Source organism: Fluviicola sp. (assembly GCF_039596395.1).
In the GTDB taxonomy this organism is placed as follows: domain Bacteria; phylum Bacteroidota; class Bacteroidia; order Flavobacteriales_D; family Crocinitomicaceae; genus Fluviicola.
This window is the reverse complement of sequence record NZ_JBCNJT010000002.1, coordinates 154,950-170,914: the sequence shown is the minus strand read 5'-3', so window position 1 is coordinate 170,914 and position 15,965 is coordinate 154,950. Positions and strand designations below refer to the sequence as shown.

The following is a 15,965-nucleotide window of genomic DNA, read 5'->3' as shown; positions in this document are numbered from 1 at the left end:
AATGAAATTGGATAATATTAAACGCTTTTATTTCATAGGCATCGGCGGAATCGGGATGTCGGCACTGGCGCGTTATTTCAAAGCAAAGGGCTTTGATGTGGCCGGTTACGATAAAACGCCTTCACCTTTAACGGATGAATTGCAGGCGGAAGGCATTGCCATCCATTTCGAAGATTTGGGGGAGAACATTCCTGCTGAGTACCAAAACACGGATTCTACCCTAGTTGTTTACACTCCCGCCATTCCAAAAAATATGGGAGAGTTGGTATATGTTCAGAAAAATCATCCCGTTTTAAAACGCAGCGAGGTGCTCGGTTTGATCACGCAAACGAGTAAAGGATTGGGTGTTGCCGGTACACATGGCAAAACAACCACTTCGACTATGTTAGCTTATGTATTGAGTCAGTCGCATTTGAAATGTTCTGCATTTTTGGGAGGAATTTCTTCCAATTTCAATTCGAATGTTTTGGTGAATGCTTCTGCCGACTATTCGGTGATCGAAGCGGATGAATTTGACCGTTCTTTTCTGCGTTTGAAACCCTATGCAAGTATTATTACGGCAATGGACCCGGACCATCTGGATATTTACGGAACTACCGAATCGTTTATTGAAGGGTTCCAGGAATACGCCGATAAGCACAAAGAAAATCAGCTATTGATCTACAAATACGGGCTTCCGCTCAAACAAACCGGATTTCAGGGAATTTCCTATGGAATCGATCAGCCGGATGCGCAAGTATACGGAACCGGATTGCACTATGAAAATGGCCGTTTTTTGATGAATGTTCATTTTGAAAACGAGGTGTGGAAGGATGTGGTTTTAGGTTTGCCGGGAATTCACAATGCAGAAAATGCACTGGCTGTTGCAGCAATGTGCAAAGAATTGGGGCTTTCGGAAGCGGAAATCCGTTCCGGACTGCAGGATTTCAAAGGGGTCAAAAGACGTTTTGAATACCAAGTACGAACGGAGAAGTTGGTTTATATCGACGATTACGCGCATCATCCTACCGAAATTGCGGCACTTGTTTCTTCCATCCGGTTACTTTACCCGGATAAAAAAGTGGTTGGTATTTTTCAGCCGCATTTGTTTTCCCGCACACGGGATTTCGAAGAAGGATTTGTAGAAGAATTGGGGAAATTGGATGAAGCGATCATCATGCCGATCTATCCGGCGCGTGAAGAACCTATTCCGGGAGTTACGAGTGATGAATTGGTACGTAAGATCGGGAAAAATGCCAGTTTGAAAACTCCGGAGCAAGTTCTCGAATTTGCGAACTCTATTCGGGAAGGAGTTATTTTAACGATCGGGGCAGGCGATATTGATCGCATTGTTCCGCAATTGAAGCAACTATTGGAAAAGAATTAAATTGAAAGGGAAACTGAAAATAGTAGCTTGGGCCTTGTTTGCTGTTGCCATCATTGCGGTGCTGTTTTTGGCGCGTAAAAACCAGGATGAAGCAATTGTTCAGGAGCCCAATATTTCCATTTCCGTAGTAGATGAAAATGCATTTTTGACAGAAAGCGAATTGCTTGTCCGTCTCAAACGCCTCAATCTTTTCTACCCGAACCAGTTAATGAAAAACCTCAATACAAAGGCAATTGAAGAACACATCCGCAAAATGCACGAGGTGGAGGAAGTCAATGTCTTTAAGCAATTGGGAGGGAACTGGGGAATTAAATTGAAGGTAAGACAGCCGTATGCGCGTATTTTCAATCAATTCGGTGAAAGTTTTTATGTGGATGCCAAAGGAGCTACCATGGACCCGACTCCGAATTTTACCGCCCGAATTCTTGTTTTTACGGGAAATATCAAAGATAAATCCGATACATTACTTGTAAGCGATATCGAAGCTGATCCGAAATTAAAGAATGAGCGCAGTTTGGACGAAATCTTCCACATTGCAAAAGTAATTCACGAAAACCAGTTCTTGAGCGCGCAAATCAGCCAGGTGCACCGCGATCGTTGGGGAGATTTTATCCTGATTCCGAGGGTAGGTGCCCAGCGCATCGTTTTAGGTCCGGCTCCTTCCGAACGGGATGTGAGCGAAAAATTAAAAAAACTCGTCGTTTTCTACACGAATGGCCTTCCATATGTGGGATGGAATAAATACAAGACTATCAACCTCAAATACCGCAACCAAGTGGTATGCACCTATTTGCGTGACACGCTTTGATGTTTGTTTTTAAACAATATCACCTGATATTGTTGTAAATTAATCGTACTAAAATTTAGTAACTAATTTTTGAGGGGGCAGCCCTCTTAAATATATGCTTTTGTAAATCTAGATTTGCTAAGTAAACTTTAACTGAAAGGATATTTTTAAAAAGCATAGATGACACGTAATAATCTACTACTACTTTTTTTCTACGTTGTGTATTAGTTCTGTGACACAACAAGATGTTACGTTAAATCATCTGCAAACAGTTCATCCTGGTAGTGGACGCTTCTTTAAAGAGGTGAAAATGGAGAGATACCACATGAACTGTTGCAAAGCAACGATAAAGCTCCTACTGGTTATATTCACACTTAAGTGATTGATATTCCCAGTGGGAGCAGGTTGCGTATCAGAACCAGGCCCTTACGGCTGTATTCAGAAAAGATTAAACGATTATATACCACTGCTTGCTACTGCTCAAACTAAATTAGGTCACACAACTATGCCCCGAAACTAAGAGATTCTGCAGGAAACAGGATCTCTTGTTGTTTAGAGAAAGTTCAAGAAAGTTCAAAAAGAAAGTTCAAAAAGAAAGTTCAAAAAAAGTTTAAAGGAGTCAAAGAGGTCAAGTGCCAAAGAGATTTATTAGAATTTAAACATTTGAATCAGCCTTGGCTGAAACATTTGAACATTTTTTAATTTATTGAAGTTGGTCCGAATCCAATAGAAATTTATTTTCCATGCACCATAATATCAAACTGTTATTCCGGGCGTCCAGGTTCAGTTTTTTGCAGATCCGGGAGCGGTAATTCTCAACAGATTTCGGGGATACGAAAAGCAGGTTCGCGATTTCTTTGCTGGAGTATTTTTTGCTGACGAGCTTTAAAACTTTTAATTCGGTGGGTGTAAGTGAATTGATCTCGTCTGTAATGAGGTCCATACGCGGATCAATTTCGCGTTTGTCGTGCTGATTTCTCAGAACAAGCGGCAAATACGTTTTTCCTGCCAATACCCAGTTGATACATTCCACGATTTCTTCCGATGTATTGTCTTTGATTAAATATCCCCTCGCGCCGTTGTAAAAGGCAAGTTTGATAATGTCGGTGGTTTTGTGAATGGAAAGGATAATCACGGCAAGTTCCGGGTATTGTTGCTGAATGATGGAACAGGTTTCCAATCCGTTCTGAACAGGCATGTCGATATCCAGCAAAACAATATCCGGGTTGAACAAAGGAATATTTTCCATCACCTGGGCGCCATTTTCATAGGCCTGGATTTCCACGTGGTCGAATGAAGACTCCAGCAGGAATTTCAAGCCGCTTCTGAAAATAGGATGATCGTCTGCTAAAATTACTTTCATCTATACAGTTATTGTGAGAGAAATTCCCTTGTTAGTGCCCGTTTTTAAATCCAGCCTGCCGCCAATAATAGCTGTTCTTTCCCGGATCGTTAAAAGTCCCAGTCCCAATTTATCCTGGGAATCCGAAATGCCGATCCCATTGTCGCGGTATTGTACGACCAGTTCCCCATTTTTTCGTTCCACGCTTACTTTCAAGGCGCTTGCGCGGGCATGTTTGATGGTGTTGGAAATACATTCCTGAATAATGCGGTAAATCTGAGAACTGGTTTCCAGGTCAACCTCTTTTCCTTCAATATTGAAATCGAAATTACAAACCATGTCTGTTCCGGACTGAGTTTTCTCGATGATGGAATTCAGTGCACGTTCCAGGCCTATTTTTTCCAGGGCCGTCGGGTGAAGCTGGTGGCTCAATACACGCGTTTGTTCCAGGATGTCGCCGATCTCGCTGTCCACACCGTCTAATTGCGTAATTTTTCCGGTGGAAAACAGGTTTAGTTTGGATTTCACAACAGCCAGACTTTGACCGATATCGTCGTGCAGGTCTTTGGAGATGCGCGAACGTTCTTCATCGATCTGTTCAATTAATTTTTGCGAAAAAACGGATTTTATTTTCCGGGATTTCTGCACGTTGTAAATGTAGATCGCTGCCAGGACGAGCAAAAATAAGGAGAGAATGACCAGGAAAGTGAAACGGTAATTGGCCGATTTCAATTCGCTTTTGGTACGAAGAATTTTGTTACGCTGTTTGGAATCCGTGAGTGCATTTTCAAGACGTTCCTTCCCGTAGATAGTCTGTAAGCGCATCTGTTCGTTTTCATTCGAGACTTCGCGAATACTGTCGGATAAACTGCTGAATTTGCGTTCCAGTTCATAAGCCTGTTTGAAATTTCCTTGAGCAGATGCCAGTTTGGATTGCAATCCGATCAATTCCTTCCGGAAATTCGGGTCGTTGTATGATTTCAGGAATAAGTCTACCGAATCAATACAACGTTTGGCGGTGGCAAAATCTTTTTGCTCGGTGGAAACCAATCCCCTGATCAGGTAGGTATTAATCAGGAAAAGCGGGTCGCGGTAGGTTTTGACAATAGCAAGTGCGGAATCACTGCTTTTGGATGCTTCGGTCAATTGTTTGTTGTCCAGGTAAGAGGAAGACAGATTGATATAAGCTGCGACAATTCCTGCTGGGAAACCTATTTTCTTAGCGTCCGCAACGGTTTGCTGGTAGTGGACAATGGAGCCTTTGAAATCTTTTATTTCGCGTGTAACCAGTCCAAGATTGTTCAGAACATTCAGGCGCAGGCGCGATTGATTGGTTTCGGTTGCCAGGATCAGGGCTCGTTCCAGGTCTTTTTTGGCTTCCTTGTATTTTTTTGCCTTTAGTTTGAGTAATGCCAGGTTATTGAGCAGGTAACCGGTCGCGAATTTTTGGTGATGCTTTTCAGCGATGCGCAAACCCTGCAGGTAACTTTCGGTGGCTTTGTCGTACATGAGCCGGGCTTCGAACATGATCCCGAAACCATTGTAAATTTCAAGCTGGTTTTCAATGTAATTGCCTTTTTTGGCGTCTTTCAACAGTTCTTTAAAACCGTCTTCTGCTTCCAGAACGTCCTGGTCCAAAGTCAAAAAATTGAGCCTGATTTTGGTCGAATTGATCAGTTTGTAATCTTTGGTTTTTTCTCCGACAGAAATACTTTTGGCGTAATACTTTTTGGCTTGATCCAGGTTATTGGCGTAGTAATTAAAGCTTCCGTAATACTGGTAAACATAGCCGATCTCATTTTCTTTCCGGAGCTTTTTAGCCAGCTGAATGCATTGCTTACCGAGTGAAAACACTGTTGCGCTGTCGTAATAGGTTGCCTGCTTGATTCGGAGCTTTAAATCTTCAAGTTTTTGGAGGTCAGTTTTTTGAGCGTTCGCAGGCTTAAAAACCAACAATAGTAATAGTACGATCAAGTATCGTTTTGGCATGGTAATAATTTGGTTCGTGCGTAGTCATTAAAGTTAAATAAATTTTTTGTTTCCGGAATATGAAGGAACTGATAATTAACAACCTAGTTGAAAGGCATCGGTTTTACTGGGTTAAAGGTCGGTTTCAGGCCTAAAAATCAGCCTGCTTTTATTAACAATACTTGTTTAATAAGTATTCGAAATTCACGAAAAAGACGGCAAAATAAAATTTAAGTTTGTAGATACCGTATTATGGGTCAGGACTAAAGCATCGATATGTACCGGTTTTTACCCGATAAAAGCACTAATTAATTGGATAAACCATTTAAGGAAAGAGCGTTCGGATTGATTTGGCTCCTTGTTAAAAACTTGGAGTAGGTTGAAGAGAAAAAGAAGAGTTTATGTCAGCGGGAAAAAAGATTGTAGTTGGATTGGATATCGGAACAACCAAAATTGCATGTTTGGTCGGAACGAAAAATGATCATGGGAAGATTGAAATTATTTCCATGGGGAAAAGCGAGTCGTTAGGTGTTGCCAGAGGAATCGTGTCCAATATTGAGAAAACGGTGCAATCCATCAAAGCGGCTGTTGAAGAAGCTCAAAACCGTGTGGACGCAGATTTGATCATTCGCGTAGTGAATGTGGGAATTGCAGGTCAGCACATCAAAAGTTTGCAGCACAGAGGGATTTACACCCGGAACAATCCGGATACGGAAATTTCTCAAAAGGATATCAATGCATTGATCGACGATATGTACAAGCTGGTAATGCCGCCGGGTGAAGAAATCATCCATGTATTGCCGCAGGAATACATTGTTGACAACGAGCAGGGAATCATCGATCCGGTTGGTATGATGGGTGTTCGCCTGGAAGCGAATTTCCACATCATCACAGGTCAGATCAATGCAGCGAAGAATATTAAAGTGTGTGTGGACAAATCAGGTTTACAGGTGAAAGATATCATCCTGGAGCCGATTGCTTCTGCAGATGCTGTTTTGAACGATGAAGAAAAAGAGGCCGGAGTTGTTTTGGTGGATATCGGTGGTGGAACAACCGACGTGGCTATTTTCCACGAAGGAGTAATCCGTCATACAGCCGTAATTCCTTTCGGTGGTAATGTAATTACGGATGATATCAAGGAAGGATGTACCATTCTTCGCCGTCACGCAGAAGCGTTGAAAGTGAAGTTCGGATCTGCTTTGGCATCTGAAAGTCTGGAAACAGAAGTGGTTTGCATCCCGGGATTGCGCGGAAGAGATCCGAAAGAGATTACACTGCGTAATTTGGCAAGCATCATTCAGGCACGTATGGAAGAGATTATCGAACACGTTCATTACGAAATCGTAAACTCCGGATACGAGAAGAAAATGATTGCCGGTATCGTTGTAACAGGTGGTGGGTCGCAATTGAAGCACATCACGCAGTTGTTCGAATACATGACCGGAATGACTACACGCATCGGTCTTCCGACAGAGCATTTGGCATCTACAAATACAATCGAAGCGATTACATCCCCGATGTATGCAACAGGTATCGGTTTGGTGATGAAAGGTTTTGAAAATGACACGACTCAGAAACAGGTTGAATCGCCTGTAACCGGTCAGGTAAAAACGCATTCTACCAAAACACGAGGAAGTTTCTTCGATACTTTGTTAACAAAGAGTAAAAATTTCTTCGCGGAAGAAGAGTAATAGTAAATTAGCCGGAATCGAATCCGTTATGGACCGGTAACGGAGTGAAAAGCCTGATGGCTTAAGGATTAAAAAGACAACAATAACAACAACAATAAAAAGAAGCATATGGAATTCGATTTGCCAAAAGGAACAACTTCAATTATCAAGGTAATTGGTGTTGGTGGTGGTGGAAGTAATGCTGTAAACCACATGTTCGATCAGGAAATCAAAGGTGTTGATTTCATCGTTTGTAATACAGACCGTCAGGCTTTGGATATTTCTCCGGTGCCTTATAAAATTCAGTTGGGGCCGAGCCTTACTGAAGGACGTGGTGCGGGGGCTATTCCTGAAATTGGTAGAAATGCTGCTGTTGAGAATATCGAGGATATTCGCACGTTGCTTTCAAGCGGTACCAAAATGGTTTTCGTAACTGCCGGAATGGGTGGTGGAACCGGAACAGGTGCTGCGCCGGTAATTGCACAGGTTGCTAAAGAATTAAATATATTGACTGTTGGTATCGTAACGGTTCCTTTCGCTTTTGAAGGACGTCGTCGTCGCCAGCAGGCAGAAGAAGGATTGGACGTCATGCGCCAGTGCGTGGACACCTTATTGGTGATCAACAATGAGCGTTTGCGTGAAGTAGGTGGGAATATGTCATTGGCCCAGGCTTTTGCTATGGCTGATAACGTATTGGCAACTGCTGCGAAAGGAATTGCGGATGTAATTACTACGACCGGTGCGATTAACGTGGATTTCAACGACGTAAACACGGTCATGCGTGATTCCGGAGTTGCAATCATGGGATCGTCGGTTGCTGAAGGTGAAGGCCGTGCGATTACTGCCGTTCAGGAAGCATTGAACTCTCCGTTGTTGAATGATAACAACATCGAAGGTGCTAAATACATCTTGTTGAACATCACTTACGGTGATATCGAAGTAACGATGGACGAGATCGGAGAAATCACGGACTACATCCAGGACGAAGCAGGATCTACTGCAGATGTTATCTGGGGTCACGGGTACGATCCGAGCTTAGGAAACAAGTTGAGCGTTACGTTGGTAGCGACCGGGTTCCATTCTACTCCGTTCACGGGTTTTGAAAAGGCTCCGGAAAAAACAGTTTCTGTTTTGGAAGACGAACCGAAAAATGAGATCAAAACTCCTTTGACTTCTCCTACACACCAGGTTGTTCCTGAGAAGAAGGAAGAAGAGCCGTTTTTGAAATCGGAGCCGAAAGCAGAAGAAGTAAAAACGACCAATTCCGGTACCATTGAGTTTGATTGGGAAGTGAAATCAGAAGCTAAACCGATGGTTACACCAATGTCAACTCCTTCCGTTGAGGAAAAGGAAGAGCCTAAGCGTTACTTTTTAGAAGATGAAACTCAGGCAAAAGTTGAATTGGAGAATGTAGTTCAGAAAGCACCTGTAAGCGCGGAAGAATTGCAGCGCCGTAACATGGAGCGCATGGAACGCATCAAGAATTACAACAACAAGTTGAAGAAAGCAGAAGGGTTGAAAGAATTGGAAGATGAGCCTGCATTCGTAAGAAGAAACATTCATTTGGACCAGGTCGTGAAAAGCGAAGAGTCCCATGTGAGCCGTTTCGGATTGTCAGATGACGGGATCAAAACCAACAACTCATTCTTACACGATAACGTTGACTAATTAGATATTAGGACTTTAGGATGTTAAGGCCTAAGGACTTTGATTAAGTCTTAATGTCCTAAAATCTTACAGTCTTAAAATCCAAAAAGAAAAAATGGACTTTACAGAAAAAATTAACCAGGATATAAAGAACGCCATGCTTGCCAAGGAAAAAGAACGCCTTGCAGTTTTGCGCGATATTAAAAGTAAATTATTACTGGAAGCAACATCCGGTGGGTCCGGCGAACTGACGGAAGAAGTGGCAAACAAGATTGTTTTGAAACTTCACAAACAGCGCATGGAAACGTACCAGATTTATGTGGACCAGGGAAGAAACGATTTGGCAGATGAAGAATTGTTTCAGGCTAAAGTGTTAGAGGACTATTTACCAAAAATGATGTCCGACGACGAAGTGCGCCAGGTGATTGCAGCTAAGATTGCAGAAATCGGTGCTAGCGGACCCCAGGATATGGGGAAAGTGATGGGGCCGGTAAACGGACAGTTGGCTGGAAAGGCTGACGGGAAACGCGTTTCCGAGCTCGTAAAAGAAGCTTTGGCGAATTTGTAGTGTATTGTTAAACAAGAGTTTCCTTAGACTCTGTTTTTATTGTTGGAGAATCCTCCTGGCCTGGCCGGGAGGATTTTTTGTTGAATGCCTCGATCCCTTGCTACAACTGGGCAAATAGATGGATGTCTATCCGTATTTTGGTGTTTGAATGTCAAGAAGAGGACAGAATGTTTGCCCCTTTGGTGAATCCGAAGGGATTTTTTGTAACTTGTTCCATGTTTCGGGTAGTTTCAGTTTTAAGTTTGCTGGTGGTTTTAACGGCATGTACACATGACAAGGCGCCAGTGCTAAAGGAATATCAAACACAAAATGTCATTGTAGTAGTCATTGACGGTCCGCGCTATTCGGAAACCTGGGGCGATCCGTTACGGGCAAACATTCCGGTCAGAGATAGTTTATCCGATTATGGTGTCCTGCTTACCAATTTCAGAAACCAGGGAGTCACATTCACCATTCCCGGTCACACGGCAATTTGTACAGGAAACTATCAATCTATTACAAACGACGGAACACAATTGCCCTATTATCCATCCTTTTTCCAGGCCTACCTCAAAAGTACCGGCGATCTTTATACCCAATGCGCCATTGTGGGATCAAAAGATAAATTACGGGTACTTTCCAATTGCCTGGATCCAGACTGGCAGAACCAATACCGCCCGTTTTTCAATTGTGGTGTAAATGGAGATGGTACCGGCGGATACCGGGCAGATTCCGTTACCTTGCAACAAGCATTGAATACCTTGTCTTCCAATCAGCCGAAACTGATGCTGATCGCTTTTAAAGACCCGGATTATTTCGCGCATCAAAGTGATTCCCTAAGATACATCGACGCCATTCAAAAAACTGATCAATATGTGGGCGTAATCTGGAATTACATCCAAAACTCTGCTTTTTATAAAGATAAAACCACCTTGATCATCACCAACGATCACGGAAGGCATCTCGATTGGATTCCCGGAGGCTACACAACACATGGCGACGACTGTGAAGGATGCAGGCACATCGAGTTTTTGGCTTTGTCACCAGACTTTAAATCAAACGTGCAGTTCAGCAAAGAGTATGATCAGGTAGATATTCCTGCGACCATTAAAGAACTGCTCCATTTTCCGATGAACACCGGCCAGGGCGAGATCATGCTGGATTTGTTCCGGTGATAAAATACTACAACCGTTTCAATAAAAACTCCCGTTGTGCCTCTTTGGTGAAATACGGAAAAAACATTTCCACCAATAAATTGTGGTATTTGTCCACCGTGGTTTCTTCAGGTTCATTATACACTGCGGCAGAAGCAATCCAGTAATCACTGTAAACACGAATCCGTTCATTCAATCCCTCATATTCGCCTTTAAATGCCGGTGCACGCATCACTCCGGCATCAATAGCCAGGTTGAATGAGTGCAGGTAAGTCTGTTTGCGGATTTCTTCCAATTGGATAAAATGGGCATGAAGTTTCGGGTTCTCCCGCATATTCTGGTTGAAATCAATCATCAGGAACCGGTATTTGAACAAAGCTTCCATTCCGGCTCGCGTAGAATCCATGACGAACTGGAAAGTCATTTCTTCCGTGTCCAATTTCCCTTTTTCAGCATTGAAAACTTCCAGTAACTGATAATATAAGGCTTCAATGATGTCTTCCCGGTGCTTGAAATGGTAATTCAGGTTTCCCTGACTGATGAACATTTCTGCTGCAATTCTGCGCAATGTCACGTTTGGAACTCCATATTTGTTGAATAAGTTCAAGGCTGTTTGTAATATTTTATCTCTCGTTTTCATTTCTTTTTTAGTAATCTTGACCTAATTCAAATAATTTTAGTACCTTTGACCTAAAGATACAAAAAAATCTCTCATGAAACGTAAACAGCTATTCGAATTTGAAGATCAATCCTGGTTTCCCGCTTTCCTAAGAAATTATTTAACGGATTTTCTTCAGTTTATTTCCAATCAATTTGATATTTATAAAAATGTGACGCCGCTTTTATCCGAACTGGTAAAAGAAGAAGGAAACCAAACGATCGTAGATATGGCTTCCGGTGGTGGTGGCGGCTTGGTACGTTTATCGAAGCGTTTGCAGGAAGAACATCCGAATTTGAAGATCATTCTCACGGATTACTATCCGAATCACAAAGCCTTTGAATATGTATGCAAGCAATCTCCGGTGTTTTCATACGAAAAAGAATCTGTGGATGCGCGAAAAGTTCCGGCTCATTTGAAAGGTGTTCGCACCCAGTTTTTGTCTTTGCACCATTTCAGGGAAGAAGATGTGGTGCGTATCCTTCAGAATGCAGTTGACAGCAAAAGCCCGATTGCTCTGTTCGAATCCCAGGAACGAAATGTCCCAAGTGTTTTGGCCATGCTTTTTTCCCCGGTCAACGTTTTGCTCATGACTCCTTTCATCAAACCGTTTTCCATAGGACGTATTGTTTTTACTTACCTCATTCCGCTGGTTCCGTTATTTGTAATGCTCGACGGAGTTTTATCGGCCTTGCGGACATATACAGTTCCGGAAATGAACGAACTGATCTCACGCGTCGAAGGGCATGAAAATTACGAATGGAAAGTAGGGAAGCAGCAGTCACGTCCTGTCGGAATTTTGTATTTGATCGGCAGCCCGAAGTAATGAATGTCAAAATGATCAGTTATCAAGTTAAAAGACTTACAATCCTCCTAAAAAACTTGATAATTGTATCATTCATAATTGATAATTTTTAAATGACAAACCTATATCATATCTTTGCAGTCTTAAAATAAGAGCAAACAATCATTTATGAGCAATACAACTGAAAAATTAGCTTACAAAGTAAAAGACATTTCACTTGCTGAGTGGGGTCGTAAAGAGATCGTTTTGGCTGAAGCTGAAATGCCCGGGTTAATGTCTTTACGCGCTGAATACGGTGCTAAGAAACCTTTGAAAGGTGCACGTATCGCAGGATGTTTACACATGACTATTCAAACTGCTGTTTTAATTGAAACATTGGTTGAATTGGGAGCTGAAGTTACCTGGTCTTCTTGTAACATCTTCTCAACACAAGATCACGCCGCTGCTGCAATTGCTGCTGCAGGAATTCCTGTTTACGCTTGGAAAGGAATGAACGAAGAGGAGTTTGACTGGTGTATTGAGCAAACTTTGTTCGCATTCGAAGGTGGAAAACCATTGAACATGATTTTGGATGACGGAGGTGATTTGACGAATATGGTTTTTGACCGTTTCCCTGAATTGACTGCTGATATCCGCGGATTGTCGGAAGAAACTACAACAGGAGTTCACCGTTTGTACGAGCGTAAGAAAAACGGAACATTGGTAATGCCTGCAATCAACGTTAACGATTCAGTTACCAAATCCAAATTCGATAACAAATACGGATGTAAAGAGTCTTTGGTAGATTCTATTCGTCGCGCAACTGACGTAATGATGGCTGGTAAAGTAGCTGTTGTTTGTGGTTACGGAGACGTTGGTAAAGGTTCAGCAGCTTCTTTGCGTGGTGCAGGAGCTCGTGTAATCGTTACAGAAATCGACCCGATTTGTGCGTTGCAGGCTGCAATGGACGGATTCGAGGTTAAAAAATTGGATACTGTGGTTCACAATGTAGATATCGTTGTTACAACTACAGGGAACAAAGACATCGTAATGGGTCGTCATTTCGAGAAAATGAAAGATAAAACGATCGTTTGTAACATCGGTCACTTCGATAACGAAATCGATATGGCTTGGTTGAATGCAAACTACGGTGCTACAAAATCTACTGTGAAGCCGCAGGTTGATATTTACAACGTAAAAGGAAACGATATCATCATTTTGGCTGAAGGTCGTTTGGTAAACCTTGGTTGTGCAACAGGTCACCCTTCTTTCGTAATGTCTAACTCATTTACCAACCAAACATTGGCTCAATTGGAATTGTGGGAAAATTCTGCAAACTATGAGAACGATGTATACGTGTTGCCGAAACATTTGGATGAGAAAGTGGCTCGTTTGCATTTGGCTAAGATTGGTGTGGAATTGGAAACATTGACACAGGATCAGGCAGATTATATCGGAGTAACCGTAGAAGGTCCGTTTAAATCAGACGCTTACAGATACTAGGAAATAGTAAAAAATAGAAGAAAGGAATCTCGAAAGGGGTTCCTTTTTTTATTCCGCACTCGTGGTCAAGGGGATTAATCCCCTTGAACGTGCGTATGCGCCCGCGCACGCACGCTACACGAAGAAGTAACCCTAACTTAATTGCATAATTTACCAGATTCACTAATTTTGTTTCATGCAACTTTCTGAAAGAATTAAGACCATAGATTGGACAGCGCTTAAAACCATTTTATTCGTTGGATTGATCGTTCGATTGATAGCCGCAATTTTTGCAGAAGGTTACAGTATGCACGACGATCATTTCCTGGTGATCGAAGCGGCCGGTTCCTGGGCAGATGGTTTTGACTACAACGCATGGCTTCCATGGAATAAACCGGCGGGGTCAGCGCCGGAAGGCCATAGTTTCACATATGTCGGGCTGAATTACCTCTTTTTCTCAGGTTTAAAATCCATCGGGATTGCAGATCCGAAAACGCTGATGTTGCTAAATAGGCTTGTTCATGCGGTGTTCTCCTTGCTTGTTATCCGCTTTGGCTATTTAATCACGGAAAAACTCTCCAACAAGAAAACAGCAAGTTATGTAGGTTGGGTATTGGCTCTTTTGTGGGCAATGCCGTTCTTGTCGGTTAGGAACTTGGTGGAAGTAGTCAGCATTCCTTTCCTGATGTGGGCGGTTTGGCTGACACTGCAGGAAAACCGTAAATGGGCGTTGTTTTACGCAGGTTTGTTAATTGGTGTTGCGATTTCGTTTCGCTACCAGATTGCCATTTATGCAGTCGGTTTGGGGATTTACTACATCATCAGACTGGAATGGCGGAAACTGTTCCTGATGACAGCCGGTTCACTCGTTATGTTTGTGCTTACCCAGGGTGTTGTCGATTATTTCATCTGGGGCTATCCGTTTGCGGAGTTCAAAGGATATGTGGTCTATAACATGAATGAAGGAACGCGCTACATGAAAAACGCGAATTACTTCATGTATTTCTACGTCTTATTCGGATTTTTGCTTTTTCCGCTTGGAATTCTGGCTTTGATCGCCTATTTCAAATCTGCGAGAAAATACCTGGTTTTATTCATTCCGACTTTCGTTTTCCTGTTGTTCCATACGATCTTCCCGAACAGGCAGGAGCGTTTTATCCTAACGATTTTCCCGTTGGTAATTGTGCTGGTTTTCCTGGGTATTGAACAGCTGAGAACACGTAAATTCTGGAATGGATTCTGGAAGGTTTCCTGGATCGCATTCTGGATCCTGAACATCCCGTTATTTTGTATTGTAACGGTAATGCCTTCCAAAAAATCACGTGTGAATACGATGTATGCATTGTACGGAAAAACGCATGGAGACGAGCATATTTTAATCGAGGCGACAGGAGAAACAAACCCCGAAATGATGCCATTTTTCTATTCCGGGAAGTGGCAGTACAAAGTGTTGGAACGCTGGAGTACGGATACGATTAATCCGGCGAGTTTCTATACAGTGGAGCCACAGGATTATATTTTCTTCTTCGGACAGAAAAACCTGGATCAGCGCATCGATACTTTCAAAGTATTCTATCCGAAAATGCACCTGGAAGCTCAGATAGAGCCCGGATTTGTGGATAAATTTTTACATGGAATCAACCCGCGGAACTCAAATTCGTACGTAGAAATCTGGAAAACAGAAGCAAATGAAAGTTCAAAGAGTTCAAAAGAGTTCAAAAAAAATGAAGATCAATAGTACTTATCAATAATACTAGTTTTCATTTTGGAACTATTGAACTGTTCCACTAATTATAAATCCTCAGCAAGTTACTGCCGTTCCATTCCGTCTGATATTTGCGCAATCCCCACTCGGAGCCCGAGATTGGAGAGCCGTCGTACATAGAGAATTTGGCGCCGGAACAAGCATCGTTTAATTGAAGGAAATTGGTGCTGTCTGTCGTTAAAGGAGTAGCGCAAACATTATCGGGATCTTCCGGAGACATGCGTTCCCACGCAACAAAAACATCTGTGGATTGCCGGTAAACGACAATTCCTTTGATTCCGCCGTTTACGTAGGCCCAGCCGCCAACACTGTTCAATTCCTGGTAAGTGGGTAATGTGAGATCGATCTGGAAATCAAATGCAATACTTGGAATAGGGTGAGTCCTGTTTTTTTTACAAGAAACACCCGCTAAGAGCAAAATCAATAAAAAGATTCGTATTTTCACTTTACCTTATTGGAATGACAAAATTATGAAGTTAAGAACGTTTTTACAACTCTTTGTATTGTGCGGACTGTTTATTTTTGGTGCGGGATCTGTTACTTCATCATACAGTCAGGACGGATCTGTGGCCAAAGCAGAGAAAACAATTGCCAAACGCAGAAAAAAAGAAGCTAAAGCAGCGAAAAAAGAAGCCAAATTAGCTAAGAAAGCATTCTGGGCGAAACAATCCAAGTCAGCGAAGAAAAGCGTGAAACGAAACGCAAAACGCCAGAAAAGAGCGAAACGCCAATCGAATGGATGGTGATGGAAAGTTTAATGGTTCAAAAGGTTTAAAAAGTTCCAATTTTGAACTC

The 15,965-nt window shown here is 42.4% G+C and carries 14 protein-coding genes; 10 read left to right on the top strand and 4 right to left on the bottom strand.

Annotated elements, in window-relative coordinates:
* The first annotated feature begins 1 nt into the window (after position 1).
* Positions 2–1,366 carry a UDP-N-acetylmuramate--L-alanine ligase gene (gene murC / locus ABDW02_RS09825; protein ID WP_343634385.1) on the top strand — a complete coding sequence of 455 codons (1,365 nt, stop codon included), beginning with the start codon at positions 2–4 and terminating at the stop codon, positions 1,364–1,366.
* A gap of 1 nt (position 1,367) precedes the next feature.
* Positions 1,368–2,174 (top strand): hypothetical protein, encoded by an 807-nt coding sequence (locus tag ABDW02_RS09820; protein WP_343634384.1) that lies wholly within the window; start codon positions 1,368–1,370, stop codon positions 2,172–2,174.
* Positions 2,175–2,856: 682 nt separating this feature from the next.
* Here ABDW02_RS09820 and ABDW02_RS09815 read toward each other — a convergent pair.
* A complete protein-coding gene (locus ABDW02_RS09815; RefSeq protein WP_343634383.1) occupies positions 2,857–3,516 on the bottom strand; it encodes a response regulator transcription factor in 660 nt (219 codons plus the stop codon).
* Positions 3,517–5,484, bottom strand: coding sequence for a sensor histidine kinase (locus ABDW02_RS09810; protein ID WP_343634382.1), 1,968 nt, complete (start codon positions 5,482–5,484; stop codon positions 3,517–3,519).
* Between the two features lie 380 nt (positions 5,485–5,864).
* Here ABDW02_RS09810 and ftsA point away from each other — a divergent pair, with 380 nt between their 5' ends.
* The 4 genes from ftsA to ABDW02_RS09790 all read left to right on the top strand — a co-directional run bounded on the left by ftsA (position 5,865) and on the right by ABDW02_RS09790 (position 10,502).
* Positions 5,865–7,154: a cell division protein FtsA gene (gene ftsA / locus ABDW02_RS09805; protein ID WP_343634381.1), complete on the top strand. Its 1,290-nt coding sequence runs from the start codon at positions 5,865–5,867 to the stop codon at positions 7,152–7,154.
* 108 nt (positions 7,155–7,262) lie between these two features.
* A complete protein-coding gene (gene ftsZ, locus ABDW02_RS09800; RefSeq protein ID WP_343634380.1) occupies positions 7,263–8,801 on the top strand; it encodes a cell division protein FtsZ in 1,539 nt (512 codons plus the stop codon).
* Between the two features lie 94 nt (positions 8,802–8,895).
* Positions 8,896–9,348: a GatB/YqeY domain-containing protein gene (locus ABDW02_RS09795; RefSeq protein WP_343634379.1), complete on the top strand. Its 453-nt coding sequence runs from the start codon at positions 8,896–8,898 to the stop codon at positions 9,346–9,348.
* Positions 9,349–9,563: 215 nt separating this feature from the next.
* Entirely contained in the window at positions 9,564–10,502 is a 939-nt protein-coding gene (locus ABDW02_RS09790; RefSeq protein WP_343634378.1) for an alkaline phosphatase family protein, read from the top strand.
* A 7-nt stretch (positions 10,503–10,509) separates the two neighbouring features.
* On the opposite strand, the gene ABDW02_RS09785 is transcribed toward ABDW02_RS09790, so the two are convergent.
* Complete coding sequence (locus tag ABDW02_RS09785) at positions 10,510–11,121, bottom strand: TetR/AcrR family transcriptional regulator (protein ID WP_343634377.1); 612 nt, start codon at positions 11,119–11,121, stop codon at positions 10,510–10,512.
* 73 nt (positions 11,122–11,194) lie between these two features.
* Between ABDW02_RS09785 and ABDW02_RS09780 the strand changes: the two genes are divergently transcribed.
* The 3 genes from ABDW02_RS09780 to ABDW02_RS09770 all read left to right on the top strand — a co-directional run bounded on the left by ABDW02_RS09780 (position 11,195) and on the right by ABDW02_RS09770 (position 15,143).
* Positions 11,195–11,965 carry a hypothetical protein gene (locus ABDW02_RS09780; RefSeq protein ID WP_343634376.1) on the top strand — a complete coding sequence of 257 codons (771 nt, stop codon included), beginning with the start codon at positions 11,195–11,197 and terminating at the stop codon, positions 11,963–11,965.
* Between the two features lie 147 nt (positions 11,966–12,112).
* Positions 12,113–13,426 carry an adenosylhomocysteinase gene (gene ahcY, locus ABDW02_RS09775; protein WP_343634375.1) on the top strand — a complete coding sequence of 438 codons (1,314 nt, stop codon included), beginning with the start codon at positions 12,113–12,115 and terminating at the stop codon, positions 13,424–13,426.
* A gap of 175 nt (positions 13,427–13,601) precedes the next feature.
* The gene (locus tag ABDW02_RS09770) at positions 13,602–15,143 is read left to right on the top strand and encodes a glycosyltransferase family 39 protein (protein WP_343634374.1); all 1,542 of its coding nucleotides are present in this window, start codon (positions 13,602–13,604) and stop codon (positions 15,141–15,143) included.
* Between the two features lie 49 nt (positions 15,144–15,192).
* Here the strand turns inward: ABDW02_RS09770 and ABDW02_RS09765 are convergent, their stop codons facing one another.
* Entirely contained in the window at positions 15,193–15,615 is a 423-nt protein-coding gene (locus ABDW02_RS09765) for a hypothetical protein (protein ID WP_343634373.1), read from the bottom strand.
* Between the two features lie 25 nt (positions 15,616–15,640).
* Between ABDW02_RS09765 and ABDW02_RS09760 the strand changes: the two genes are divergently transcribed.
* A complete protein-coding gene (locus ABDW02_RS09760) occupies positions 15,641–15,916 on the top strand; it encodes a hypothetical protein (protein WP_343634372.1) in 276 nt (91 codons plus the stop codon).
* The last annotated feature ends 49 nt before the right edge of the window (positions 15,917–15,965 follow it).